Below are 25,784 nucleotides of genomic sequence, written 5' to 3'. Positions count from 1 at the left end.
AAAAATTTTTTTATTATTAATATTAAACCAAAAGTATAAAATAATTAATAAAAAATAAAGTCACTCTTAATATTATTTTCATAATTTATAAGTTAATATAATCAATAATATTTTAAAAAAAGAGAATTTAAATGGATACAATTTCTAAATTAGCAAAAGGAAAACTTAGCCTTTTTGACCATTTTTGGAGCAATTCAAATGATAATATGTTTTTAGCATCCCTTGATAAAGATGGAGATTTTGTTGCCGAAGAAATGAATCCATCGCAAATGAAAAATCTTGGTCAAAATGAAAAAATTATCAATAAAAAACTAAAAGAGTTTTTAGGTGAAGAAAATGCTTGTTTTTTAGAAGAAAAATATTTAAAGTGTTTAGAAGAGAATAAACCTATTATAGAAGAAGAAACAGTAAATATTAATGGTGAAGACAGATACTATAATACTATGATTATTCCTATAAATGATGAGGATACTCATGAAAAGAAAGTTATTGGAATATCAAGAGAAGTAACAGAATTAAAACTTACTAAACAAAGATTAGAAGAATTAAATAAAGATTTAGATGCACTTTTAATTCAAAAAACTGAAGAAATAGAAGGTACAAATTCAAAACTAAAAACACTTGCATTTAATGACATCTTAACTGAAGTAGGAAATAGAAGATACTTAAATGATCATGCAAATAAAGCTATATCACTTGCTCATAGATATGATAGTTGTCTTACGTGTATGGTTTTAGATATTGACAATTTAACCCATGTGAATGAGTCATGTTCTCATGCATTTGGAGATACTATTATTAAAAGTTTTGCAGAACTTTTAAAAAGTAGTATTAGAGACTCTGATATTTTAGCTAGATACAGTGGGGAAGAGTTTATTTTACTTCTTCCAATGACTTCATTAGAAGATGCACAAATTCTTGCAAAAAGATTATTAAATGAGACTCGAAATATGGAGTTTGAGTATAAAAATAAAAAAATTAATATAACAACAAGTATAGGTCTTTCTACAATTGACAATCCACAAGATAATCTTGATTCTTTATTAACTAAAACTTATGATGCTTTATCAAAAGCGAAAGAAGAAGGAAAGGATATTTTAGTTTCTTATTTAGATAAAAACTCTTATAATATTGAAACTTGATTTTTACCTTCATTTTTTGATAGATACATAGCTTTATCAGCTCTTGATATTGCTTCTTCTATCGTATCATCTTCTTCTAACTTCGTGATACCGAAACTTGCTGTGACTTTTGTTTTTGTTAATTTATTTAATTTAATATCATTTTCTATAAGCATTCTTAATTTTTCTGTTAAGTTTGTTGTATCTGATATATTTGAATCAATAAGAGCTATGAGGAATTCTTCCCCTCCCCATCTTGCAAATAAGTCAGTTTTTCTTATTTCTGATTGCATTATATTTGCAAACTGAACTAATACTTTATCTCCAATATGATGACCTAATTTATCATTAAGACTTTTGAAATCGTCAATATCTATAAAGATTAAACATATATCATTTCTCTTTCTTTTCATTAAGTTAAAATAAGTATTAAGTTTTAATTCAAAATCTCTTCTATTAGAAACTTTTGTTAATGGATCATGTTGAGATAAAAACTCTATTTTTTTACTATAGTTTTTTATAATTAAATAAACTAAAAATGCAATTATTGCTGTGACTAAAAAAGAAACAATCATATTAAAATATAAGACATTTGTTATATTATAAGTAAAATTTTCTAAATTTGTTTCTACGGTTAAATATAGATCAAGTTCAGGGATATATTTAGAGTTTAAAATATAAGTATTTCCATTTTCTTTATACTCTAACATTGAAGAGTCTTTACTTAAAATCTCTTGTTTAAATTTACTTAAACTCTTTTTCCCAGAATCAGAGTATTTACTATTTATATACTTTTCCGATAAAACCATTTGTCCATTTTTATTATAAAAGCTTACTATAAAATGCTTATGAGTTCTAAATGTTTTTAATATTTTATTTATATATAATGTTTTAAGAGAAACTCCTGTTACTCCAAGTAATTTTGAATTTTCATCATAGATTTTATAATTTATAAATATGATTAAGTCATCTGACATAAATTTATTTAAATCTAAATTCATTTCATGGTTTTTATCACTTTCTTTAAAGTCAAAATACCAAGCATTTAAAGGATTTTTTTCATTTATAACCTCTAATACTCCATCTTTAGTATAATATTTTTTTGTTTTTTCTGATACTAAAAAAGTATTAAATAAATCATAATCTTTTTTTATAGAGAATAAATACTCTTTTATTTTTTCTGTGTTGGATTCTTCTTTAAGCCAGTTTTTTAGAAAACTATTATTTGCCATAGTAGAAGAAATAATATGTGGTTTTACAATATGTTTTTGAATATCTAAATATACATTATTTAAAAATAGTGGTAATGTCTGATTTTTTAACTGTTTTTGCACAGAATAATATGAAATTGAATAGTTAATAAAAGAGATAGAAATAGACAATATAATTAATAAACTTGTAATTAAAAACACAACCTTATATTTTGTTCCCATATCTCTCCAGTCATAGAATATTATAAAGTTAATATATCATTATTTTTGTTAAAAAGTAATCAATAAAGTATAAATAAATTATAAAATTATTTTAACTCTTTTCATCTTTATTTAATTTTTAATTAGTATAATTGATATCAATTATTAAAATTATAAATAGGCTATTATTTGCAAAAAACAATTATTAAAATAGAAAACCTAACACACAAGTATAGTGAGAAAATTATATATGAAAATCTAAACCTTTCAATTAATGAAGGCTCAGTTTATGGTATTTTAGGCAAAAATGGTGTTGGAAAGTCAACTTTAATAAATATTTTAATGGGATATATCAAACCATTAAAAGGTAGTTGTACACTATTTAATGAGTCTTCTCATAATTTATCGTCTCAAACAAAGAAAAAAATTGCACTTCTTCATGAAGGGTTTATTGCTTATGATTTTATGACAATTAAACAAAACGAAGAGTTTTATTCTTCTTTTTATGAAACTTGGGATAAAAATATATTCTATGAACTTATTGACTTAATGAATTTATCCTATGAGCAAAAAATCTCAACTTTATCCTTTGGACAAAAATCTCAAGTTGTTTTAGGAGGTTTATTTGCACAAAATGCAAAACTACTTATATTAGATGATTATTCAATGGGATTAGATGCAGGATATAGAAGACTTTTTATTGATTATTTAAAAGATTATATAAAAGAAAAAAAAATAACGGTACTAATAACCTCTCATGTAATGGAAGATTTAGTTGACCTAATTGATGACATGGCAATTGTCCAAAAGGGTGGAAAAGTATATCAAGATAAAATGTCTAATTTTATTGATAATTTTAGATGCTATGAATTTCATAATGAAAAAATAGACAAATCACTTATTCATAGAATTGAAGAGTTCAAGGGCAAAAAGAAAATATATAGTTTTGAAAAATTTGAAAACCTAAAGGAAGTTCAAACTAGTTTTGAAGATAAGTTCTTAGGTTTTGTAGGAAAGTATTAAAATGATTTATTCAATTGTTAAAAAAGAGTGGTTAAAGATTAAATATTTAGTAATTTCTTTATTATTTCTAAGTATTTTTATATTAGGATATTTTTGGTTTAGGCTTGATTTTCTTTTTTCAACTGTTGAACCTGAGTCTATGATGTGGTATAGGTTTATTACTTTAGAACAAAAACCATACCAATATTTTTCATACTTGTTTTATATAACAGCCTTTTTAATATCTTCTTTTCAATTTATTCCTGAAAAAATGGGTAAAAAAATAAAAATAATGATTCATCTTCCAATTGACATGTACAAATCTTTATCTATGCACCTTGCTGTAGGATTTTTTTGTCTATTTATAATTTGTATTATCTTTAGTATTTCAACTTATTTTATTTTATTAAACTACTATCCTTATGAGATGATTTTTATAGCTTTAAAAGATATGTTTTTCTATTTACTTTCAGCAACAATTTTATACCTTGGGATTAGTTCTGCTATTATTGAAAGAAAGCCTTTATTTAGTGTAATAAAACTACTTATTACTCTATTTATTACAACTAATTTTCATAAAAGTATATATACATCTTTTGATCTGTTTTGCTTAGTATTGCTTGCTACAATGTTTTTTATTACATTAGATAGTTTTTATAGTATAAAAGAACAACGACTAAAAAGTAAATTATATAAAAGTTTGCTTCTTATATCTATTGTAATAGTTTCTTTCTTCTCCTACAATACCTACAAAGAAAAATACAAAAAAAGTTTTAATAAATACTATATATTCTATTCACCAATAAAAGAAGAGTTTATTTATCAAAAAAACTTTGGAGAGCATCATTTTGAATATGGAATAAAAGGTAAAGAAACCTTTGATAGAAAGACTTATGAGTCTTATCTACCTTTTGTATATTGGAGAAATCTTGATATTCAAAATAAACTTCCAATAAAAATTGGTAATGAAAGTTTTAATAAAAAAATTATTAAAGAATCAAGATTAAGTTTTTCATACAACCCAGAAGATTTAAAAAAACAAGAACTAGACTTCTTTCCTTTTATAAATCCAATAAGTAATATAGGAATGATTAAATTTCCAGAAGAGTTTATTTTATTTAAAAATAAAGAAATAAAAATATATAACTTTGATGAAAAGCTAGATAATAAACTTACAAATAAGGTTAAGAAATTAGTTAAGAAAAACAATGTCACTTTTCCAATTAAAAATATTTGGGGAAAAGCAACAAATTTAAAACCATTTGATTTAGGTTACTTTTTTCTTGATGCAAAAGATAAACTTTTTAAAATAAATAGAGCTAATAATGAAATTTATTTAAAAGAAGTTACTTATCCTAAAAATATTGAAATAAAACATATAAAAATAGCTGAAAATAACCAACAAAAACTAGCAGGATTTGCAATTTCTAAAAATAACAAAATTTATTTAATTGATTATAAAGACCTTCAATTTAGGGGCTTAGAACTAGATAATTTTGATTATAAAACAATGAGATTACAACTTATTTCAAATCCTAAATATTATCTAATAAGATATACAGATGAGAAAAGTTATCATGTCGCAATTTTTGACAAAAACTTTAAAAAAATTGATCAAGAAATTTTTAAATAAACCAAAAAAGAAAGGATCTACTTGAAGAGTAAAGTTGAACCAGAAAGATATTTTATTGTAAGTGATTTTGAAGATGGTTGGGGTATGGAAGATATCCAATGTGAAGAACAACTATTTAGTTACTGCACAGAAGCACTATTTATTCCAGAAGAGTTTATCGAAGAATTAAATGTAAATGATGCATATAATTTAGAGATATTTCTTTCAAGTATTGATTTAGACACAGTTGATGAAGACTGGTATGTAAATTTAATGAAAATTTCTAAAGAATAATTAAAAGTAGAAGAATTTTCTTCTACTTTAATTTATTTACTTTTACACCTCTAATTGAGTTTAGAAGTAAACCTATAGTAGTACCATTATGTAGTACTGCTGTTTGTATAGGAGAAAACAATCCAAAAGTAGCTCCTGCTAAAATAGCTGAATTTATTCCTACTGTTGCATTGAAGTTATTGTTAATTAATTTCATTGTGTTATTTGCTAACTCTTTAGCTTCTACAACTGCTGATATATCATCTTTTAATAAACTTACATCTGCTGTTGCTTTTGCAATATCTGCTCCCCTACTCATTGATATACCAACATGAGAAGAGATTAATGCTGGAGCATCATTTATTCCATCTCCAACAAATGCAACTTTTCTACCTTCATCCATAAGCTCTTTTACAATTTTAGCTTTATCAGTTGGTAAAAGTTCTGCTCTTACCTCATCAATATCAAGCTCTTGGGCTATCATCGAAGCTTTTTTCTTAGTATCTCCTGTTAGCATTACAATATTTTTAACACCAAGTTCTCTTAATTTTTGTATAGAAGATTTAGTATTTTTTCTTAAATTATCCGCTAAAGAGATTGTTCCTAAAAGTTTTCCATCAAAACCTATGTAAAGAAGTGTTTCTCCTTTGTCTAAGGATTTCTGAATTCTTGTTTTAGCTTTACCAAAATTAATTTTTTCATCATCTTCTAAAAAATGCCTACTTCCAATAACTACTTGTTTTCCATCAACTTCTGTTTTTACACCATGGGCAACAATAAATTCAACTTCTTCATGGTGCATATGTACAAACCCTTTTTCTTTTGCAGCTTTTACAACAGCTTCAGCAACAGGATGGAAATAGTGTTCTTCTGTTGAAGCAGTAAGATTTAAAACATCTTCTTCAGTCCACTCATCATCATATGACTCAACTGAGATAACTTCAAGTTCTCCTTCAGTTAAAGTTCCAGTTTTATCAAAAACAAAGGTATCAGCGCTACTTAAAGATTCAATAGATTTTGCACCTTTAATCATAATACCACTATGTCCTGCTTTTGAAATAGTTGTTTTAAAAGCTACAGGAGTTGCAAGTTTTAAAGCACAAGAGTAATCAGCTTGTAAAATAGAAGCTGTTCTTTCAAAATCTTTTGTTAAAACATATGAAGTACCAGCAAGTCCAAGAGTTACAGGAACTAATTTGTCAGCTAATTTTGTAGCTTTTAATTGAACAGAAGACTTTTCATTCAATGAGTTTTCTATATAGTGCTTGATTCTTTGTGTTGCTGTATCTGCCCCTACATATTCAGCCCAAATTCTTAATCTACCATCTTCAATGATAGTTCCAGAAATAACTCTATCCCCTCTTCTTTTAGTAACAGGTTCAGCTTCACCAGTCATTGAAACTTCATTTACACTTGCACTTCCATCTAAAATATGACCATCAACTGCAATTGTATTTCCAACTCCTACAACTACAACATCACCAGTTTTAATCTCACTACTTTTAACTAAAACTTCTGTGATTTTTCCGTCAACTTCTTTTTCAATCCAAGCTTCTTCAACATTTGGCTTAGAAAGCTCTTTTAATAAATCATCACTTTTATGTACTGTTGTTTCTTCAATATATTCACCTAACTCTAACATTGCGTTTGTAGAGTTTGCAGCTAAATAATCTTTTCTATATAAAGAGATACCAACTGCTGCACTTTCTAATACCTTTGAAGTAAGACCTTCTTCAAAAAGTTCTTTACTTCCTTCAAGTAATAAAGGTGCAGCAGCAACAGAAGAAACAGTAGCTTTGATTAAACTATTTTTTGTAAGTCTTTCTGCAAGTAAAGCAGAACTAGCTCTCACTATTCCTTTTATGCTAGGATCTTCATTACTAACACAAGAAACACACACTGCTTCATTTTTACAAGATTCTAATAAATCATCAAGGGTTAAATCTTTAAGTCTCTTTTCTACAGCTTCTAAAACTTTAGAGTCAGTGAAGTTAACTACAACACTTTTTGCTACTTTATTAACTCTTACACTTTCTACACCTTCTAACTTCTCTAAATCTTTTTTTAATATATTTTCATCAATATATTTATCATCTAATAAAGAATATTTATATCTAACCCGTAAGTTAGTTTGGTGTACTATTTTATAGTTATTACTCATAGCTATTATTCTTGGTTTGCTTCCATTTGAGCTTTTGCATCTTCATATCGCTCTTTTAACTCTTCCATTCCTGCTTGAAAAAGTTCAGTTCCCTTTGAAGCTGCTTTCATAATAGTTTCTTGAGCACCTTTATTTGTTAAAAGGAAAGTTACAGCTGCTCCAACTAAAGCACCCTTTACAAAATCAGCATTATTAAACATACCTTGATTTTGAGGATTTTGTTGTGCATTTGAAAACTGTTGATTTTGATTTATATATGGATTTTGATTTATATTCATTGAAGCAGTTGCTCCAACTCTTGTATTATCAATATTTGGATCATACATATTTTGTTGATTCATATTATTCATTTGATTTTGGTTTATATTCATATTTTGTGGGTTTTGATTTCCATTTTGATTCATCTATTGCTCCTTTGCAATTAAAGTAACATCTTCGCAACACTCTTTTTCATCACATTTATTTAGTTTATCATCTAAAACTTCTAATGCATAAATTCCTGCCATTCCAACAGAGATAGTTGTCATTGCTTTTATAAATCCACCCTTTTGAGATAGATAATCAGCAGTAGCGACAGCAGCTCCCGTTGCAATTGCTCCTTGAGATGTTCTTTTAAAAGTATCTCTTAGTGCTTCTTTTTTACTAATCTCTTGATTTTTAACTTTTCTCATATTAATAGTGCTTGATGCAACAGCTGAAGCAATTGCTCCAGTTATTACACTTCTTAAAATAGGATTTGATGGATTATTAATTAAAGGTTGATTCATTATTTAGAGTCCTCTTTTTTTTCTTTATTATTTTCTTGTTTTTGTTGTTCTTTTTTCTCTTTTATGCATGCTGCTGTTGCATTGATTGTATCTTTTACCTCATCAACAGTTTCTTTACTTTTTTCAATTGAAGTATTAGCTACGTCTTTTGATTTTGAAAATATTGAAGTTGCTTTTTCTTTTAACTTATCTGATTTTGTAAAAGCATATACTGCCCCTGCTCCTACTGCTAATCCTACTACAAATGGTAAAGCCATGACTTACTCCTTATCTTTTTTATTCATATAGTCATTAAAAAATGCAACACCAGCTGCGCCTAGTGCTGCTCCTGAAAGCATTGAAAGATTTAACTTAGAAAATAGATTTGTCAATTTTGCTTCATCCATATTTCCATTTAGCATATCTTCTAATATCATTTGATACTCACCAATTTTTTCCATTATTTGTTCTTGATTAAAACCTTGAACATCATTTGCTACTGTATAATGATTTAAAATACAGTTTCTAAAAGCTGGCAAATGGTTATTATAAGAATGAGCCTGTAGTTGATAAAAAACATCTCTTATATCTGCTTCTTGAACATGAGTTAAAAGATTATCATACATAGCAATATTTTGAATTTCACTTGCCACGCCTAATTCACAAGCTTCAATAAAACTATTTGGTGCTTCAATCTTTAAATGCCAATCGTTAATTGGTACCTCTACATTATATTTTTGTAATAAAAAGATTAAAGCTTGATAGTGCCTAGCTTCAGATTCTTTTATATGCACAAAAGGTTGAACTAAACCAAATTTCTCAATTATTCTTACATATGCTTCATATGCTTTACATTCATCATAAATTGCTATTCTAAGTGCTTGAGAAACTATTGGTTGAGGATCATTTACATCTATTCTCTGGCTTATTAATAAAGCCTCATCTAAATTTGCTGCCAATTACACAACCTCCTTTGCTAAACTATTTATTAGCTCTGTGATTTCATTTAGGTTTCTATTTGCTATTAAATCATCCCATAGACTAGGAGGAAAAACAGAAGGATCATAAGTAATAGTTACAGAAGCTATTATTTTTTTAACTTTAATACTGTTTATTCCATCAATCTTTTCTGGTAAGTTTTCTATATCCTCTAAAGTGATATTTCCACTTTCATTTTTAATTTTTGGATTTACTCTTACTCTTAATCTTCCAGGAGTATGAGCTATAACAGTAAAATAGCTAGCTATTTTAATAATATCTTCAGTACTTATCATTTAATTCCTTTTTGTAATTATTGTATCTTAATCTTAATAATAACTTATTATAAATTTAGAATCACTATCAACAAATTTTATTTTTATTAATTTATAAAATAAAGAAAAAGAGAAGTTAAAGATTCTTTGTTAAAAAAGGAGAAACTCTTTTATTGGCAATCTTCACACAAGCCATAAATTATCATTGCATGGTCTTTTAAAATAAAATTATTATCTTTTGCAATTGATTCTTGTTTTTCTTCAATTGTGTCATCAGAAAACTCAATAATTTTATGGCAAGAGGTACAAACTAAGTGGTCATGATGTTCTGAAATTTTAAGCTCATATCTTTTTACACTATCTCCAACATCTAAACTATCAAGAATATTTAAATCTTCAAAAAACTTAACTGTTCTGTAAACTGTTGCAATTCCCACATCAATGTTATATTCTTCTTTTACTTTAAAAGCTATTTGTTCAGCCGTTAAGTGTTCCTCTGAATAAAAAAGAATTTTTAAAATATAATCTTTTTGAATTGAGTTTTTAAATCCAAGTTTTGATACATGTAGTTTGAAGTTTTTTAAAAATGCATCGAATGTCATTCCATGTTTAGTATTCATTATTATCCTCTTATATATATTATTACAATACTAACTAATAAAGCTAGAGTATAAACTTTCCAAAGCCTACTATGAATTTTGATATTCTTTTTATGTAAATTTGATACTTGATACTCTCTTTTCATTTTCAACCTTAATAATCAGTATCAAAATACTAATGTAAATATTCTTAATTTAATATTAATGATAGTAATTATCATTTTAAACTCCTTTTAAGACTTCTTCTCTTATAATTTTGATAGCTATTATCAAGTAAAGGATAAAAAATGATTGCACTACCTGCTATAAACACTCTTGCAAGCAATGCATTAGTTGGAACAATTGCCACAAAGTTAATTGATTCAGTAATTAGTTCAAAAATTTCTCAAAAGCAAGATAGAAAAAAATGGTTAAGAGAAAAAAAGCTTAATACCTTTTCTATATTAAGTGATGAGATTGTTACAATGTCTTGTGAAAACTTAGCAGAAAAAAAAGTAGTTATTAGATCTATTATTTCAAAATTAGTATTACTAACTAATGAAATCAAGTTAATTAATACATTAAATAACTATATTTTTATTTTAGAAGAATACGAATGCTATAAAGATGAAATTGATATGAAATCAATTAATGATGAACTTATAAACACAATTAGAAAATATATTAATAATCTATAATACTGATAAAGACTATCAATATTAAGTATGATTTAAGTGTGATTCATTTAGAATACTCTTATTATTTGATAACGACTATCACTTAGAAAACTAAAAGGAAAAATATGAACAAAACAAAATTATTAGCAGCAAGTATTAGTTTTGCAGCAGCACTAGCATTCGCTGGTTGTGCAGCTTCAAATTCAGATTCAAAAGTACATTCACACCACAACATAGAAAAAGGTGATGTTTTAAGTGCTTATGCAATGATTGCACATGATAACTACAATGATGCACTTCAAGATGCAAAAGCATTACAAAATGCTATTAATAAATTTGCAGCAAATCCTACAGAAAAAAATTTACTAGCAGCAAAAGATGCTTGGTTAGTTTCTAGAGAGTCTTATGGACAAACTGAAATTTTTAGACTTTCAAATGGTCCAATTGATGCAGAAGAAGGTTGGGTAGCAGAAAAATATGGTGCATTAGAAGGGCAATTAAATGCTTGGCCACTAGATGAAAATATGATTGACTATACTATTGATGCAAATGGTAAAAGAACTGCTGGAAATATCATTGATACAAAAGGTAAGTTTAATCCAGGTGGAGAAGATTCATCAACAGTTGATGTAAGTTCTATTACAGTTGATGCTTTAACTGCATTAAATGAAAATGGTGGAGAAGCAAATGTATCTACTGGATATCACGCTGTTGAGTTTTTATTATGGGGACAAGATCAAGATTACTCTAACTTTGTAAAAGATTCAATTACTCATGGTCCATTAACAGCGGGACAAAGACCACTTTCTGATTTTACTTCAGATGTAAATGCACCAAGAAGATTAGCTTACTTAAAAGCTTCTGCACAAAAAATTGTTTCTGATTTAGAAACTGTTACTTCAGCTTGGAATAAAGATGGTTTATATCAAGCAGCATTCCAAGGAAAATTAACAGGAAAAGATGCGGCTAAAAATTTATCTAAAGAAGAAGCATTAAAACAAGTTATTGCTGGTATGGGTGTATTTATTAAATCAGAACTTGCAAATGAAAGAATTGCAGTTGCTGTATTAACACCATCTGAAGAAGATGAGCACTCTTGCTTCTCTGATAATACACATAGAGATATTGTAACAAACTATTTAGGTTTCAAAAATATTTTAACATCAACTTATAATGGTAAAGACTATGGTCCATCATTATTAGATAAAGTTTCAAAAGAAGACAAAGCTAGAATTACTGCTTTAATGTCATCTATTGAAGAAAAAATTGCAAAAGTTGATAAAACAGCAAAAACAAAAGAACACTTTGATTACCAAATTCAGCCAGATAATCCAATGGCAAAAGTTATTGTAAAACTTAAAAATCAAATGAGAAAACTTGGTGATGAAATGGTTACAATTGCAAATGCAAATGGAATCTCTTTAAGTACAGACGATGTTACAGATCCAGAAGAAACAAAACTATAATTTCAAATCAATTAATAAAACCCTTATAAATAAAAGCCTCGTAGCACTTTTTGCTATTGGGCTTTTTGCGGTTTTAGCTAATAGTTCAGAAATAACTCATAGCCAAAATAAAAAAACCTTACTAAAGCCTGTAAATTCTTTATCAAATGAAGAGTACGATAAATTTATTTTAGGAAAAAGTTTTTTTAGAATTCCTTGGGTTGAAGCTCCAAGTGCTACTACAGCTAGGGATGGATTAGGTCCTTTATTTAATGCAAATACCTGTAATAGTTGTCACCCAAGTAATGGTAGAGGTAATTTATACAATGAAGATGGTAGTTTATCAAGATCTGTTATTCCTAAACTATCAATTCCTTCAAAAGGCTTAAAAGAAGAGTTAGAGTTTTTAAAAACAAATCCCTTAATTCCTGAACCAACTTATGGTGGTCAAATTGCAATAAATGGTACACTTGATGTAAAGTTTGAAGCAAAACCAGAAATAAAATTTGAAGAACTTAAAGTGAAGTTTCCAGATGGTGAAGTTGATACTATTTTAAAACCTACTTATGTATTAAATGATTTACAATATGGAGAATTACACAAAGATACTATTATAACATTTAGAATTGCACCCTCTTTAAATGGTTTAGGACTAATAGAAGATATTCCGGATGAACAAATATTAGCAAATGCAGATGAATTTGATAAAAATAAAGATGGAATTTCTGGACGTGTTAATTATGCCTACTCTCCTATTACAAAGAAAAAAGAAATAGGTAAATATTCTTGGAAAGCAAATAATACATCACTAGTACATCAAACAGCAGATGCAGCTATAAATGATATGGGTTTAACAACTACAATTTTTACAGAAGATAGATGTACAGATAAACAAATAGCTTGCAAAAAAGTTCCAAAAGCTAGACATAAAATAGACTTACCAGACAATAGACTACATGCAATTGATTTTTATATAAAGAAAAGACAAACATATACTGCTCCAAAAGATGATTTATATAAAAAAGGATTAAAACTTTTTAAATCTATTGGTTGTGCAGATTGTCATAAAGATTCATTTACTACAAAAAGTGGTATAAATATTTCACCATTTACTGACCTATTATTGCATGACATGGGAGAGGGTTTAGCAGATGGAAGAACAGAGTTTAATGCAAGTGGTAGTGAATGGAAAACACCTGCTCTATGGGGTTTAAGTTTGCATGAAAAGATTAATGGCAAAAAGCCAAGATTATTACATGATGGAAGAGCAAGAACCTTCCAAGAAGCAATACTTTGGCATGGTGGAGAAGCAGAAACTTCGAAAGAAGCGTTCATGAACTTACAAAAAGAAAAAAGAAAAGAATTACTACAATTTTTAGAAAGGTTATAAAATGAAAATATTAAAAATAGTTCTAACAATACTTTGTTTAGTTACTATCTCAAATGCAGCGGTTGACAAAAATAAAAAAGCATTAAACAATATCTATGAACAAGTGATATTAAAAGATTCACAAAAAGTTTTAGAAGATATTAAAGCTTTAGAAAAAGAGATTACTAATAAAAATATAGAAAATGCAAAAAAAGAGTTTAAAAACCTTGTTACATCATGGAAAAGTGTTCAATCAGTTTACATTTTAGGTGATTTAAATGAAGATTATATTGATACTCCAAGATTAATTGATATTTATCATCATGGAAATGAAGATATAAAAATACAATTAGACCGAGCTATAAAAAGTAACGATGAACCAAGAATTGCTCTATTTAAAAACTCACTTAAATCAATAAATGCATTAGAGTATGTTTTATATAAAAAAGATATTAAAAATAAAAGAGTAAATGAACTAACTCTTACTATTGTAAAAAGAATTAAGTCTTACCTTGAAGATATCAATAATGAGTATAAAGCCTTACATAAAACTTTTCTAAGTGATTTAAAAAAAGCAAATGGAATTTTAATCAATAGATTAATTCAAAATACATATAAACTAAAAGAGTGGAGAGTTGGAGATATTTTAGGTACTAGCAAAAAATATAAAGACAACTTTGATAATAAAAGAGGTGAATATTTTATTAGTAAGAACTCTTCTTTAGCTATTGCTGCTATTTTAAATACATATAAAAATATTTTTAACAGCGAAAATTATTATGACTATGGAGATTATCTTAAAGATTTAACTCATAATAAACAAGTTGATGTTTTAAGAGACTCTATTACAAAAGCAATCTCATTAAATGATAAGATTAAAGATGATGATTTTAAAGATGCAAAAGAGCTTTATGAAGTAACAAATACAATTCATGTTGTTCTTTTTTTAGACTTAATTGAAGAACTTTCAATAAATGCAAAAATAATTGATGCAGATGGTGACTAAAAGTGAATGACCTTTTACTCTTTGAGTATTTAATAAACCCAGATAAGAGAACTTTCTGGGTTTATATTATCTCTTCAATTGCTATTGCAATGATTTATTTATACTTTAATAAAAAATATATAAGAACTAATATATCTAAAGCTTTATGGCTACACCCAAGTGCTAAGCTTGATTATTACTATTTTATTCTTTCATATATTATTAAAGTTGCAATAATTTTTCCAATAGTAATTAGCGCAAATAGTGTTGCATTATATATAAGAAAACTTCTTTATTTAGAGTTTGGATTTAATCATATAAATACTCTTTCTTATGAAGTAGTAATTATTATGTACACTATTACACTTTTTATTATAAGTGACTTTACAAGATATTGGCTTCATAGATTTCTTCATACTATTCCTTTTTTATGGGAGTTTCATAAGATACATCATAGTGCAAAAGTTTTAAATCCTCTAACTTTTTATAGAGTTCACCCAATAGAGAATATTCTTTTTGGTTTTCGATACTCTTTTAGTATAGGACTTACAACTGGAGTATTTCTGTATTTTTTTGGTTCAAAAATTGGAACTGTAGAAATAATTGGGGCTAATGCTTTTGTATTTCTTTTTTCTTTTTTAGGTTCAAACTTAAGACATTCACATATTCCTCTTGGATATTTTACTTTTTTAGAAAAATGGCTTATTTCACCAAAACAACATCAAATACATCATAGTAAAAACTTTTTTGATAAAAATTATGGTGGATATTTGAGTGTTTGGGATAGAGTTTTTGGAACATTAAAACTTTCACAGGAAGTTAAAGTTTTAAAATTTGGACTTAGAAAAGAGCAAATGAAAGAGTATAACTCAATAAAAAACTTATTACTATTACCATTTATAAATATTTTAAGAAGGAGAAGTTAATGAAATATTTAAATCTAGTTGCCCTAGCAACGACTGCTTTACTTGTTGCTGGTTGTACAAACTCTACTTTATCAAAAGAAGAGTTAGAACAAAAAATAAAACAAAAAGAACAATTAGGAAAAGTCTTATTCTTTGATAAAAACTTATCTAAAAATAGAACACAAGCTTGTGCTACTTGTCACAATCCTAATAGAGGTTTTACCGATGATAGAGACAATGGAATAAAAGCCATGGCATCTCTTGGGGACAACAACAAATCTCTAGGCGATAGACAAGCACCAAGTGCAGCATATGCAATGTTTAGCCCAAAGTTTCATTATGATAAAGAAAGCAAGCAATATATTGGTGGTCAATTCTGGGATGGAAGAGAAGATACTTTAGCAGGACAAGCAGGAGGTCCTCCTACAAATCCAATTGAAATGGGAATGCCATCTAAAAAAGCTGTTGTAGATAGACTTAAAGAGAACCCTTATTATTTAGAAACATTTAAGACAATTTATGGGGAAGATATTTTCTTATCAAATGAAAAAGCTTATACTGCAATGACTGATTCAATTGAAAAATTTGAACAAACAAAAGAATTTGCACCTTTTGATTCAAAATATGATAGATTTTTAAGAGGGGAATATGATTTAACTCCATTAGAGGATTTAGGAAGATCACTATTTTTCTCAAATGCAAATAACTCTTGTGCCAACTGCCACTTAAATAAACCAGAAGATTCAGAGGGTGAAACATTTACAAACTATGAGTATCACAATATAGGAACACCTATTAATCATGAATTAAGAGCTAAAAATGGTGTAAAAGATATTGATAAAGGCTTATTAGCAAATCCAAAAGTTACTGATAAAAAACATTTAGGTAAACACAAAGTTCCTACTTTAAGAAATGTAGCAGTTACTGCTCCATATATGCACAATGGTGTATTTAAAGATTTAAGAACTGTAGTTGAATTTTATGATAAATATAATAATAAAGAAAGAACAATAAATCCAGAAACAGGAAAACCTTGGGCAGAACCTGAAGTAGAAGAGACTATTTCCTTAGAGGATTTAAAAGCAAAAAAACAAAATGATAGAAAAATAGATGCCTTAGTTGCATTTATGAAACTTTTAACTGACAAAAGATACGAACACCTACTAGAAGAGGAATAAACTCCCTCTTCTAAACTCAAACACTTATATTTTAATAATTTTATGATAGCATAGAGTAATAATTTTAATTAATTTACATCTTAATATGCGAGTATTTACATATGAAAATTGTGGGTAAAAAAGAACTTATATCAATAATTGATTTAGAACTTTATGACTTAGATGCAAAAGTTGACACAGGTGCAGACTCAAATGCATTACACTGTGATGATATAGAGATAAAAGATAATTTAGTATATTTTACACTACTTGATGAAGTACACCCTTCTTATCATGGGAAGAGAATGAAAATGCCACTTTTTAAATTAAAAAAAGTAAGAAGTTCTAATGGTCAACTTCAAGAAAGAGCTTCTATCAAGGTTAATGTAGAATTTATGGGCAAAAAGTATAAGAGTGTAATTACTCTTACAAATAGAGCAGATATGAAACTACCTATGCTAATAGGAAGAAAGTTCTTAAGTAAGAGGTTCTTAGTTGATGTATCAAAAGAGTATTTATCTAAATTATAAGAGAGGGCAAAATGAGAGTATATATTTTATCAAGAAATTCAAAGCTATATTCTACTAGAAGATTAGTTGAAGCAGGAGAAAAAAAAGGCTGGGAAATAAAAGTAATTGATTATTTAAGGTGCACAATTGAAATTATTAAAGGTGAACTTTTAATAAATTATTTAGGAAAAAAATTACCTGTTCCAGATGCAATTATTCCAAGAATTGGCGCAAGTAGAACATTTTATGGAACTGCAATGGTAAGACATTTTGAAATGATGGATGTTTTTAGTACTTCTGGAAATTTAGCTATTGCAAGAAGTAGAGACAAACTAAGAAGTTTACAAGTTTTATCAAAGAATGGTGTTGATATGCCAAGAACCGTTTTTGCCTCAAACAAATCGAGTGCAAAGGACGTTATTGCCCTAAGTGGTGGAGCACCATTGGTTCTTAAAATTTTAGAAGGAACTCAAGGTGTTGGAGTAGTACTACTAGATAGTGAAAAAGCTGCAAAATCTGTTTTAGATGCCTTTTATGGGATGGATGTAAACTTACTTGTTCAAGAGTTTATAGAAGAAGCAGGAGGAGCTGATATAAGAGCTTTAGTTGTAGGTGGTGAAGTTGTTGGAGCAATGAAAAGACAAGGTGCAGAAGGAGATTTTAGATCAAACTTACACCAAGGTGGAAGTGCTACATCTTATAAATTAAATAGAAAAGAAAAATCAACTGCCTTAGCAGCTGCAAAAGCTATGGGCTTAGGAGTTTGTGGAGTAGATATGATTCCTTCAAGTCGTGGTCCTCTTGTAATGGAAGTTAATTCAAGTCCAGGTTTAGAAGGAATAGAAAAATCAACTCAAATTGATATTGCTGGAAAGATTATGGATTATATTGAAAAGAATGTACCTAACCCAGGAGGCAAAAAAAGAAGAATCAAAAGAGATAATATTGGGGCATAATTATGAAAAAGCTAATAATAGCTGATACTGAAATAGAAGCAAATTCAAATATTACTTTAGATTTAAAGCTTCCAAAACTTTATCACTCTCCTATGAGATTACCTATTAGAATCATAAGAGGAAGAAGAGATGGTCCAACTATTTTTGTTAGTGCAGCTGTTCACGGGGATGAATTAAATGGTATTGAAATTATTAGAAGATTAAGAAAGCTTACTATTCTTAAAAAACTAAAAGGAACTTTGATTTTAATTCCTATTGTAAATACATATGGAGTAACAACTTTATCAAGATATATGCCAGATAGAAGAGATTTAAATAGATCTTTTCCTGGCTCAAAAAAAGGCTCACTTGCTAGTAGAATTGCAAAAATATTTTTTGATGAAATTGTTACAAAATGTGATTTTGGAATAGATTTACATACTGCTTCTATTCATAAATCAAATCTACCTCAAGTTCGTACAGATTTAAATAATCCTTTTACCTACAATCTTGCAAAAGCTTTTGAAGCACCAGTTGTTTTACACTCTGAATTAAGACATGGTTCATTAAGAGAAGAAGCCCAAAATAGAGGAATTCCTGTTTTACTTTATGAAGCAGGAGAAGCTTTAAGATTTGATGAGAAATCAATTAGAATAGGAGTAAAAGGAATAATAAATGTCTTAAGAGAGACACAAATGATTCCTAAAACAACTAAAAGAAAAAAATTTTCTCTTCCTATTATTGCAAAAACAAGTCAATGGATTAGATCAACTGAAAGTGGAATTATAAGAACTATTAAAGGCTTAGGAGAAACAGTTAAAGAAGATGAAGTTATAGCCTATGTTGATGAACCTTTAGATGACATGAGTTATGAAATAAGAGCAAGTTTTGATGGAATAATTATTGGTAAATCTGAAATTCCTTTAATCCAAGAAGGTGATGCTATTTTTCATATTGCAAAATTTAAGAATTTAGAAACAGCAGAAAATAAGATTGAATATTTCCATGAAGATGCCATAATTAATAATGAATTTTCTGAATTAGATAAAGAAGAGATTATATAAAGTTTATAAGGAAGAACTTAAAAAAGTCTCTTCCTTATTTTTTAATAAGTTTTATTAAAATGAATACTCAACTGTTAAAGTTAATTTATCATAATCATCATCACTATCTTGGGCGTCAAGATTTACATAAAGTGCACCAATAGATAAGTTATCAGTGATTCCGTAATCTACAGTAAAATCAAACTCTTTATCTTTGTCACTTCCATATTCCATTTCACCATACATAGCTCCTAGTTCAACACCAGATATTTCATAGTTTACATTTAAATAAGTAGTTTCGGTATCTGTTTCATAAACCTTTTCACCATCACCACCTCTTAAGGCATCAAAAGGATTAATATTCTCACCTAAAGTAGCCATTGAACCTACTCCACCATTATTATCAGTAGTTATATATCCAAGATTAAAACCAAATCCTGCAATATTTAATCTACCTTCAATATGAGCGATATCTCCATCTTTTGTTCCTGAAACATCTTCATTTGAACTTGCCCCATGCACAGTTACACCAAACATATCAGTATCATAATCAACTTTTAAACCAAACCAGTTAGCTAAATTGTCTGCATCATAAAAATAAGGATTAACAACTAAACCTTTTACACCTTCATATTTTGCATCTATTACAGCAGCATAATCAATCTTTTTACCTTCACTTGTTTCACCAAAATCATCAAAATCTTCTAAAGGTGCATCTGCATCTGCAACTGCTATTCTATTTGTATATCCAAGTACAACAGTTGTATTAGGAATTGCAGTAATGCCAAGAACCGCTGATTCATGGTAGTCTCCTAACCATTCTAAATCAATCTCTTGTCTACCAAGAGTTAATCCTAAATATTTATTAGCATACGAGATATTAGCAGTATGAAGAATTGCTTCTTTTTCACTTCCATCAGAATAATCATCTTCTTCTACTTCAGAAAAATCGTGATTTCCTCTAAAACCTACTGCTGCTTTAAAACCATTTAGCTCACCAGTTTCATATGAAAGTCCAATAGACCCCATAGAAAAACCTGAGTCTTTATTTCCACCACTATTATCTTGCTTTTCACCATATAGTGTAATGTCACCGCTTACAGAACCTGCTTTGAAAGCTTCATCAAAGCTATTAGCAACTAAATTAGTTGATAATAGTAAAGATGCAGCAATTAAACTTATTTTTTTCATTAAATCTCCTTGTGTGTAATTCAACCAGCTTGAATTAGTTTTGAATTGTAATAAAAAAAAACTTAATATTTCTTGATTTTAAGAATAATTATCAATACTATATTAAATCTTTTATTTGCTTACACCAATTTTCTACTCTTTCATCTGTTAAATCTTCTTGATTATCTTCATCAATTACTAATCCTACAAACTTCCCATTTACCTCAGCTTTAGAATATTCATAATCATACCCATCAGTTGAAGTTTCACCTACGATTTGTACATTTTTTTCAACTAATGTTTCATACATAATTCCCAAAGCATCTACAAACTCATGACCATAACTGTCTTGATCTCCTAAGCCAAAAAGTGCAACTTTTTTATCTTTAAAATCTATTTCTTGTATATCATCAAAACAATCTTCCCAATCATCTTGTAATTCACCCTCACCCCAAGTAGAAACACCTAAAATAACTGATTCACAATCATTGATTTTATCAACGCCATCACTTGAAATATCTATTAATTCAAACCCATCTAATTTTTCATGAATTTTATTTGCAACCTCTTCTGTATTTCCTGTACTTGTTGCATAAAATATTGCTTTCATATTTTTCCTCCTAAATTATCTTAAAGTTGAACGCATTGAGTATGGAACTAATTTAATGTTATACTCAGTGCTTTTTATATCATTACATCTAACACTTACATGTTTACAAAAATCATCATTTTTGGGATAAACTAAATAAACTTGTTTAAAATTACTTTCTTTAATACATTTAACTGCTTTATTTATATGTTTATCAATATCTAGTTTTTTACTATTTATAAATTCCCAAAAAGTGAATATTTTAGTCTGGAATAGTTGTTCATGTGAGATTATATCAATGCAGTCATCACTAACAGTTACTTCTCTATTATGAGAAGAACTAACAATTTTATTAGAAACAAACTTCTTAAAACTATTATTTCCATCTAAAAAAAATGAAAAATCGTTTTCTAAAAGTAGTTTTATTAAAGCAGTTGATTTCTTTAAATTATTAATATTTTTTGTAAATATAGAGTATTTTATAGGGATTGTTTCTGTTCTTAATCTAACTTTTTTTAAGAACTTATTTATTAATATCGTTTTTTTTATATCAATATTAACATTAGAAGAATAATTAGAACTACATTGTAAGTTAGTAAATATTTTGTTAATAAAAATCTCAAATAAAGAGTTGTTTTTACATAAAAACATCTCCTTTTTTGAAAACTTCAAAGAACAGTTTACTTGTTGATTAAAAAGTTTTAAAAACATTAATCTTTGATTTACACTACTTTGAAATTTATCAAAAGAAGGAAGATATTCATGTTTACTATTAAAGCCAAAATTTTTCATCTATATTCTTGACTCAAAAAGTAATTCATTTGTTAATGATACAACTCTTTTTTTATCTAAGTTTTTATATCGCATATTCATTAGTTTTACAATTGAACAAAGCATTTTAGAATTTGCTACTTGTCCTGAGTTTCTAATGACACTTCTTATCTCTTTTCTTAAAATTAAATTTGACATTTTTTCCCTTTTATTTTTTACTTTTTACCTAAAATTCTAATGTCTATATTTGTAGTAAACTTATATTTAATGTAATTTCTATCTAATATATTTGTAATAGCTAAAAATTCATCTAAATCTGCATCAGATATATTTTTTAAGTTTACTACTCTACTTGTTGTTGATTCATACTTATAGTTTTTAAAACCATTAAGTTCATTGATAACTAATTCGCTCATCTATGCCTCACATTTTTTTATATTTAAAAACTTACAAACCTCACAATACACTGAACTAGCACTTCTTTTTGTACAAATAACTGGAATATTTTTCTTTTTTGCTTCCTTTCTATATTTGTACATTGCATTATGATTTACAAAATCTGTTAACATTAATACATAATCTGTATTTTGAGGAATATCTTTTCTACAAGCACTTGATTTTTTTCTTGTATCCCAATGCGTAACTGAAAAACTTCCCAACTGATCTAAAATACTTTTTATAGTATCAATTTTGTCTCCACCGATAATTAAAACTGACATCTCTCTATCCTTTAAATGATAATGAATATCAGTATAGTAACAGTAGAAAACTTAAAGTTTTATTATATTGATAACCATTATCATAAAATATTAGAATACTTTTATTACTTTTTTTATATAATTAAAAAATTTATAAAAAAAGAGAGAGTTATGAAAACTTTATTTATACTTTTATTATTTATAAATATTTTGTTTTCAAGTGATCAAATACAGCCTCTTACTGAGTCATGGGCTCCTTATCAAATAGAAAATAAAAATGGATTATCTGGAATTAGCATAGACTTAATAAAAGAGATACAAAAAAGATTAGGAAATAAAAAAGAGATAAAACTCTTCCCTTGGAAAAGAGCATATAATATAACCCTAAGAAAAAAAGGTTATGCCCTATTTCTTACTTCAAAATCAAAAGAGAGAGAAAAACTTTTTAAATGGATAGGTCCTATTGCTTCAATTAAAGTAAGATTTTTTAAAAATGCATCAAGAAAAGATTTAGATATAAAAACTCTTGAAGATGCAAAAAAAGTAGATTCAATTATTGTTGAAGGTGATACTATTACATTTGACACACTTAAAATGCTTGGGTTTAAAAATCTTGATATAAATACATTAGCTAACAATAGACTAAATAAGTTGCTAGAAAATAAAACTGACCTTCTACCTGCAGATGAAGTGACTTTTATTTATAATCTTAAACAAAAAGATTTAGATAAAAAAATTCTTCCAGTAAAAATGGAAGCTTTCTTTGAATCAAAATTATATATTGCTTTCAATAAAGACACAAGTGATGATATAATAAAGGATTGGAAATCAGCTTTTGAAGAAATAAAAGCTGATGGCACTTATGATAAAATTTTAGAAAGATATTAAATACATTGTGAAAAAAAGAAGTTTAAAAAGGTTTTCTTATACTTTTGTTCCTGCTTTACTTATAGTACTAATTTACTTATTTGGAGAATTTACTATAAAAAAGTATTTTTTGGAAACAAAAAATGCACCTGAAAAATATGAAACTATAATAAATACTTCACAAGATATAGATAAAACAGCAAAAATAATTGCAAAATCTAGTGTTATTTATCTTTCAAACTTTGCAATTGAAGGACTTAAAGATAAAATAGAGTTAGATTTCCAAAATAACTTTATAGAAGCAATTGAAATAAAAGATATTTATTTAAATGAAACTCTTGTAACTGCTTATAGAGATGAAAATAATAAAATTAAATTTACTAAAAAGCTTCCTGAAAAATATAAACTTTATGACTCAATAAAAAAAGATATTATTGAAAAAAAAGAGTACACATATAATAAATTAGGAAAATTAACAATATATTTTAAAGACAATGCTTACTATAAAAAGAGAATTGAATTTTCCAAAGAAGAAAATGAGTTTTTAAAGCAAAATAGTATTTTAAAAATTTGTGTTTCACCTAATTGGGAACCTTTTGAAAAGATTGAAGATGGTAAATATATAGGTATATCTTCTGATATTTTAAAAATACTTACAAATCAACTTAATATTGAAACAAAATTAGTACATACAAACACGTGGTTAGAGTCTTTAGAAAAAATTAAAAATAAACGTTGTGATATATTACCTTTAGCCTTTCCTTCAAAAGATAAACAAGCTTACTTAAACTTTACAAGTTCATTTATTAAATTAAATATTGTAGTTGCAACGAAAGTAAATGTACCTTTTTTTGATAATATTGCACAAGTTAAAGATAAAACCTTTGCTGTCCTAAGAGGGCACTATTTATTTAAAGTATTAAAACAAAGTTATCCAAATGTTAATATTATCGAAGTTGATTCTGTTGAAGAGGGATTAAATAAAGTTGAAAAAAAAGAGATATTCGGTTTTATTGATAACTCAATTGTAATTAACCATATTATTCAAAAAAATTTCATAGGTTCAATTGCTGTATCTGGAAAACTAAACGGAGAGATGAATCTTTCTATTGCTACTAGAAAAGATCTTCCTATTTTAAATACTATTTTTGAAAAAGCTTTAACAGTATTAACAAAAGAAATCAAAGAAGAAATATTTAATAAATGGGTTAAAATTAATTATCAAATCAAAACAGATTATACTTTAGTTTGGCAACTTTCAATTATCTCTTTATTTATTATTCTAATTACTCTGTATTGGAATAGAAAACTTACTCTTTTAAATAGGCAATTGCAAAAAGAGAGAAATAAAGCTTATAAAGCAACAAAAGCAAAAGCTAATTTTTTAGCAAATATGAGTCATGAAATTAGAACTCCTATGAACTCAATTATTGGAATGAGTCATCTTGTATTAGAGACTGAACTTAAAAAAGATCAAAAAGAATATATTGAAAAAATTGATAAAAGTGCTAATTCTTTACTTAGAATTATCAATGATATTTTAGATTTTTCAAAAATTGAAGCAGGTAAAATAGAGTTTCATAATGCTCCTTTTAAATTAAGAGAAGTAATTAGTGATTGTATTGATTACATTGATATTGATTTAGAAGAAAAGGATTTAGAATTTATTTTAGAGTATGATGAAAACTTAAGTGAATACTATTTTGGTGATAAATTAAGAGTTTCTCAAGTTTTTACTAATATTTTACACAATGCAGTAAAATTTACCCAAAAAGGTTATATTAGATTAAAAATTGAACAAAAAGAAGAAGATATATTATATATTGAAATAGAAGATACTGGTATAGGACTTGATAAATATGAAGAAAAAACTATATTTGAATCTTTTTCTCAAGGTGATTTAAGCACTTCTAAGAAGTATGAAGGTACAGGATTAGGACTTGCAATATCAAAAGATTTAGTACAATTAATGAATGGTAAAATTTGGGTAAAATCACAAAAAAACAAAGGAAGTACTTTTTTTGTAAAACTTGAACTAAAAGCTTACTCAAAAAAAGATGAAAAAATAAAAATAAATGTAAAACCAGATTTCTCAAATAAAACAATACTTCTTGTAGAAGATAATAAATTGAATCAACAAATCATAGAAGGAATACTTAAAGGAACAAAAGCCAACTTAGAAATTGTTTCTACAGGAAAAAATGCTATAAAAAAAATAAATAACTCCTCTTCTATTGATTTAATTTTAATGGATATACAAATGCCTGATTTAGATGGATATGAAACTACAAAAATAATAAGAACAAAGAACAAAGATATCCCTATTATAGCCCTTACAGCCAATAGTCAAGATGAAGATATTGAAAAATCACATAAATGTGGGATGAATGATCACTTAAAAAAACCTATTGAAATAAAGAAACTATATTCCACAATAAAAAGATATATATAAAAAATATATTTTTTACATATTTTATATTAAAATGAGACACTTTTGAGACACTTT

29 protein-coding genes are annotated in these 25,784 nt (G+C 27.0%); 15 read left to right on the top strand and 14 right to left on the bottom strand.

All coding sequences use genetic code 11. From position 1 onward, the window contains the following. Positions 1-131: 131 nt before the first annotated feature. Positions 132-1,142 (top strand): GGDEF domain-containing protein, encoded by a 1,011-nt coding sequence (locus CRV01_RS09130; RefSeq protein ID WP_129007899.1) that lies wholly within the window; start codon positions 132-134, stop codon positions 1,140-1,142. Here the strand turns inward: CRV01_RS09130 and CRV01_RS09125 are convergent. Further along, positions 1,124-2,554 (bottom strand): sensor domain-containing diguanylate cyclase, encoded by a 1,431-nt coding sequence (locus CRV01_RS09125; RefSeq protein ID WP_129007898.1) that lies wholly within the window; start codon positions 2,552-2,554, stop codon positions 1,124-1,126. The two genes, CRV01_RS09130 and CRV01_RS09125, sit on opposite strands and share 19 nt — an antisense overlap. Positions 2,555-2,722: 168 nt before the next feature. On the opposite strand from CRV01_RS09125, the gene CRV01_RS09120 reads away from it, so the two are divergent. From CRV01_RS09120 to CRV01_RS09110, 3 genes are read left to right on the top strand one after another with little or no spacing between them, the layout of a single operon-like run. Further along, on the top strand, positions 2,723-3,556 hold the full coding sequence (locus tag CRV01_RS09120; protein ID WP_129007897.1) for an ATP-binding cassette domain-containing protein: 834 nt from the start codon (positions 2,723-2,725) through the stop codon (positions 3,554-3,556). 1 nt (position 3,557) lies between these two features. After that, complete coding sequence (locus CRV01_RS09115; protein ID WP_129007896.1) at positions 3,558-5,168, top strand: DUF4857 domain-containing protein; 1,611 nt, start codon at positions 3,558-3,560, stop codon at positions 5,166-5,168. A gap of 21 nt (positions 5,169-5,189) precedes the next feature. Continuing rightward, positions 5,190-5,441, top strand: a complete 252-nt coding sequence (locus CRV01_RS09110; RefSeq protein WP_258238377.1) for a hypothetical protein — start codon at positions 5,190-5,192, stop codon at positions 5,439-5,441. A 22-nt stretch (positions 5,442-5,463) separates the two neighbouring features. On the opposite strand, the gene CRV01_RS09105 is transcribed toward CRV01_RS09110, so the two are convergent. From CRV01_RS09105 to CRV01_RS09075, 7 genes are all read right to left on the bottom strand, one after another. Further along, on the bottom strand, positions 5,464-7,581 hold the full coding sequence (locus CRV01_RS09105) for a heavy metal translocating P-type ATPase (RefSeq protein WP_129007895.1): 2,118 nt from the start codon (positions 7,579-7,581) through the stop codon (positions 5,464-5,466). Positions 7,582-7,586: 5 nt separating this feature from the next. Then, positions 7,587-7,985: a YtxH domain-containing protein gene (locus CRV01_RS09100; protein WP_258238376.1), complete on the bottom strand. Its 399-nt coding sequence runs from the start codon at positions 7,983-7,985 to the stop codon at positions 7,587-7,589. Beyond that, a complete protein-coding gene (locus tag CRV01_RS09095; RefSeq protein ID WP_129007894.1) occupies positions 7,986-8,348 on the bottom strand; it encodes a hypothetical protein in 363 nt (120 codons plus the stop codon). Next, positions 8,348-8,605, bottom strand: coding sequence for a hypothetical protein (locus CRV01_RS09090; protein ID WP_129007893.1), 258 nt, complete (start codon positions 8,603-8,605; stop codon positions 8,348-8,350). Before CRV01_RS09090 ends, CRV01_RS09095 begins: the two co-directional genes overlap by 1 nt. 3 nt (positions 8,606-8,608) lie before the next feature. After that, positions 8,609-9,286 carry a DUF2202 domain-containing protein gene (locus tag CRV01_RS09085; protein WP_129007892.1) on the bottom strand — a complete coding sequence of 226 codons (678 nt, stop codon included), beginning with the start codon at positions 9,284-9,286 and terminating at the stop codon, positions 8,609-8,611. After that, complete coding sequence (locus CRV01_RS09080) at positions 9,287-9,601, bottom strand: HMA2 domain-containing protein (protein ID WP_129007891.1); 315 nt, start codon at positions 9,599-9,601, stop codon at positions 9,287-9,289. Positions 9,602-9,750: 149 nt separating this feature from the next. Then, positions 9,751-10,200, bottom strand: a complete 450-nt coding sequence (locus CRV01_RS09075; RefSeq protein WP_129007890.1) for a Fur family transcriptional regulator — start codon at positions 10,198-10,200, stop codon at positions 9,751-9,753. A 266-nt stretch (positions 10,201-10,466) separates the two neighbouring features. Between CRV01_RS09075 and CRV01_RS09070 the strand changes: the two genes are divergently transcribed. The 9 genes from CRV01_RS09070 (at position 10,467) to CRV01_RS09030 (ending at position 19,204) form a co-directional block, all read left to right on the top strand. Further along, positions 10,467-10,856, top strand: a complete 390-nt coding sequence (locus CRV01_RS09070) for a hypothetical protein (protein WP_129007889.1) — start codon at positions 10,467-10,469, stop codon at positions 10,854-10,856. A gap of 104 nt (positions 10,857-10,960) precedes the next feature. Next, positions 10,961-12,301 (top strand): imelysin family protein, encoded by a 1,341-nt coding sequence (locus tag CRV01_RS09065; RefSeq protein WP_129007888.1) that lies wholly within the window; start codon positions 10,961-10,963, stop codon positions 12,299-12,301. Then, positions 12,270-13,670, top strand: coding sequence for a di-heme oxidoredictase family protein (locus tag CRV01_RS09060; RefSeq protein WP_129007887.1), 1,401 nt, complete (start codon positions 12,270-12,272; stop codon positions 13,668-13,670). Before CRV01_RS09065 ends, CRV01_RS09060 begins: the two co-directional genes overlap by 32 nt. A 1-nt stretch (position 13,671) precedes the next feature. Continuing rightward, entirely contained in the window at positions 13,672-14,655 is a 984-nt protein-coding gene (locus CRV01_RS09055) for an imelysin family protein (protein ID WP_129007886.1), read from the top strand. 2 nt (positions 14,656-14,657) lie between these two features. Then, a complete protein-coding gene (locus CRV01_RS09050) occupies positions 14,658-15,560 on the top strand; it encodes a sterol desaturase family protein (protein ID WP_258238375.1) in 903 nt (300 codons plus the stop codon). Then, complete coding sequence (locus tag CRV01_RS09045) at positions 15,560-16,717, top strand: cytochrome-c peroxidase (RefSeq protein WP_129007885.1); 1,158 nt, start codon at positions 15,560-15,562, stop codon at positions 16,715-16,717. Before CRV01_RS09050 ends, CRV01_RS09045 begins: the two co-directional genes overlap by 1 nt. A gap of 101 nt (positions 16,718-16,818) precedes the next feature. Beyond that, positions 16,819-17,226, top strand: coding sequence for a RimK/LysX family protein (locus tag CRV01_RS09040; protein WP_129007884.1), 408 nt, complete (start codon positions 16,819-16,821; stop codon positions 17,224-17,226). Positions 17,227-17,237: 11 nt separating this feature from the next. Beyond that, a complete protein-coding gene (gene rimK, locus CRV01_RS09035; RefSeq protein ID WP_129007883.1) occupies positions 17,238-18,161 on the top strand; it encodes a 30S ribosomal protein S6--L-glutamate ligase in 924 nt (307 codons plus the stop codon). A 2-nt stretch (positions 18,162-18,163) separates the two neighbouring features. Further along, positions 18,164-19,204, top strand: a complete 1,041-nt coding sequence (locus CRV01_RS09030) for a succinylglutamate desuccinylase/aspartoacylase family protein (RefSeq protein ID WP_258238374.1) — start codon at positions 18,164-18,166, stop codon at positions 19,202-19,204. 54 nt (positions 19,205-19,258) lie between these two features. On the opposite strand, the gene CRV01_RS09025 is transcribed toward CRV01_RS09030, so the two are convergent. From CRV01_RS09025 to CRV01_RS09005, 6 genes are all read right to left on the bottom strand, one after another. Beyond that, positions 19,259-20,374, bottom strand: coding sequence for an Opr family porin (locus tag CRV01_RS09025; RefSeq protein ID WP_129007882.1), 1,116 nt, complete (start codon positions 20,372-20,374; stop codon positions 19,259-19,261). 97 nt (positions 20,375-20,471) lie between these two features. Continuing rightward, the gene (locus CRV01_RS09020) at positions 20,472-20,963 is read right to left on the bottom strand and encodes a flavodoxin (protein WP_129007881.1); all 492 of its coding nucleotides are present in this window, start codon (positions 20,961-20,963) and stop codon (positions 20,472-20,474) included. A 15-nt stretch (positions 20,964-20,978) separates the two neighbouring features. Then, positions 20,979-21,734 carry a hypothetical protein gene (locus CRV01_RS09015; protein ID WP_129007880.1) on the bottom strand — a complete coding sequence of 252 codons (756 nt, stop codon included), beginning with the start codon at positions 21,732-21,734 and terminating at the stop codon, positions 20,979-20,981. Further along, positions 21,735-21,911, bottom strand: a complete 177-nt coding sequence (locus CRV01_RS13740; RefSeq protein WP_164970040.1) for a hypothetical protein — start codon at positions 21,909-21,911, stop codon at positions 21,735-21,737. It abuts the gene before it with no gap. A gap of 17 nt (positions 21,912-21,928) precedes the next feature. Then, entirely contained in the window at positions 21,929-22,129 is a 201-nt protein-coding gene (locus CRV01_RS09010) for a hypothetical protein (RefSeq protein WP_129007879.1), read from the bottom strand. After that, entirely contained in the window at positions 22,130-22,432 is a 303-nt protein-coding gene (locus tag CRV01_RS09005) for a DUF2325 domain-containing protein (protein WP_129007878.1), read from the bottom strand. A gap of 150 nt (positions 22,433-22,582) precedes the next feature. Here CRV01_RS09005 and CRV01_RS09000 point away from each other — a divergent pair, with 150 nt between their 5' ends. Both CRV01_RS09000 and CRV01_RS08995 read left to right on the top strand, forming a co-directional pair. After that, the gene (locus tag CRV01_RS09000; protein ID WP_164970039.1) at positions 22,583-23,299 is read left to right on the top strand and encodes an ABC transporter substrate-binding protein; all 717 of its coding nucleotides are present in this window, start codon (positions 22,583-22,585) and stop codon (positions 23,297-23,299) included. A 109-nt stretch (positions 23,300-23,408) separates the two neighbouring features. Further along, on the top strand, positions 23,409-25,730 hold the full coding sequence (locus tag CRV01_RS08995; protein ID WP_129007876.1) for an ATP-binding protein: 2,322 nt from the start codon (positions 23,409-23,411) through the stop codon (positions 25,728-25,730). The last annotated feature ends 54 nt before the right edge of the window (positions 25,731-25,784 follow it).

This window comes from Arcobacter sp. CECT 8983, assembly GCF_004118855.1.
In the GTDB taxonomy this organism is placed as follows: Bacteria; Campylobacterota; Campylobacteria; order Campylobacterales; family Arcobacteraceae; genus Halarcobacter.
Note: the sequence above shows the minus strand (reverse complement) of the source record. Positions and strands in the feature narration are given on the sequence as shown.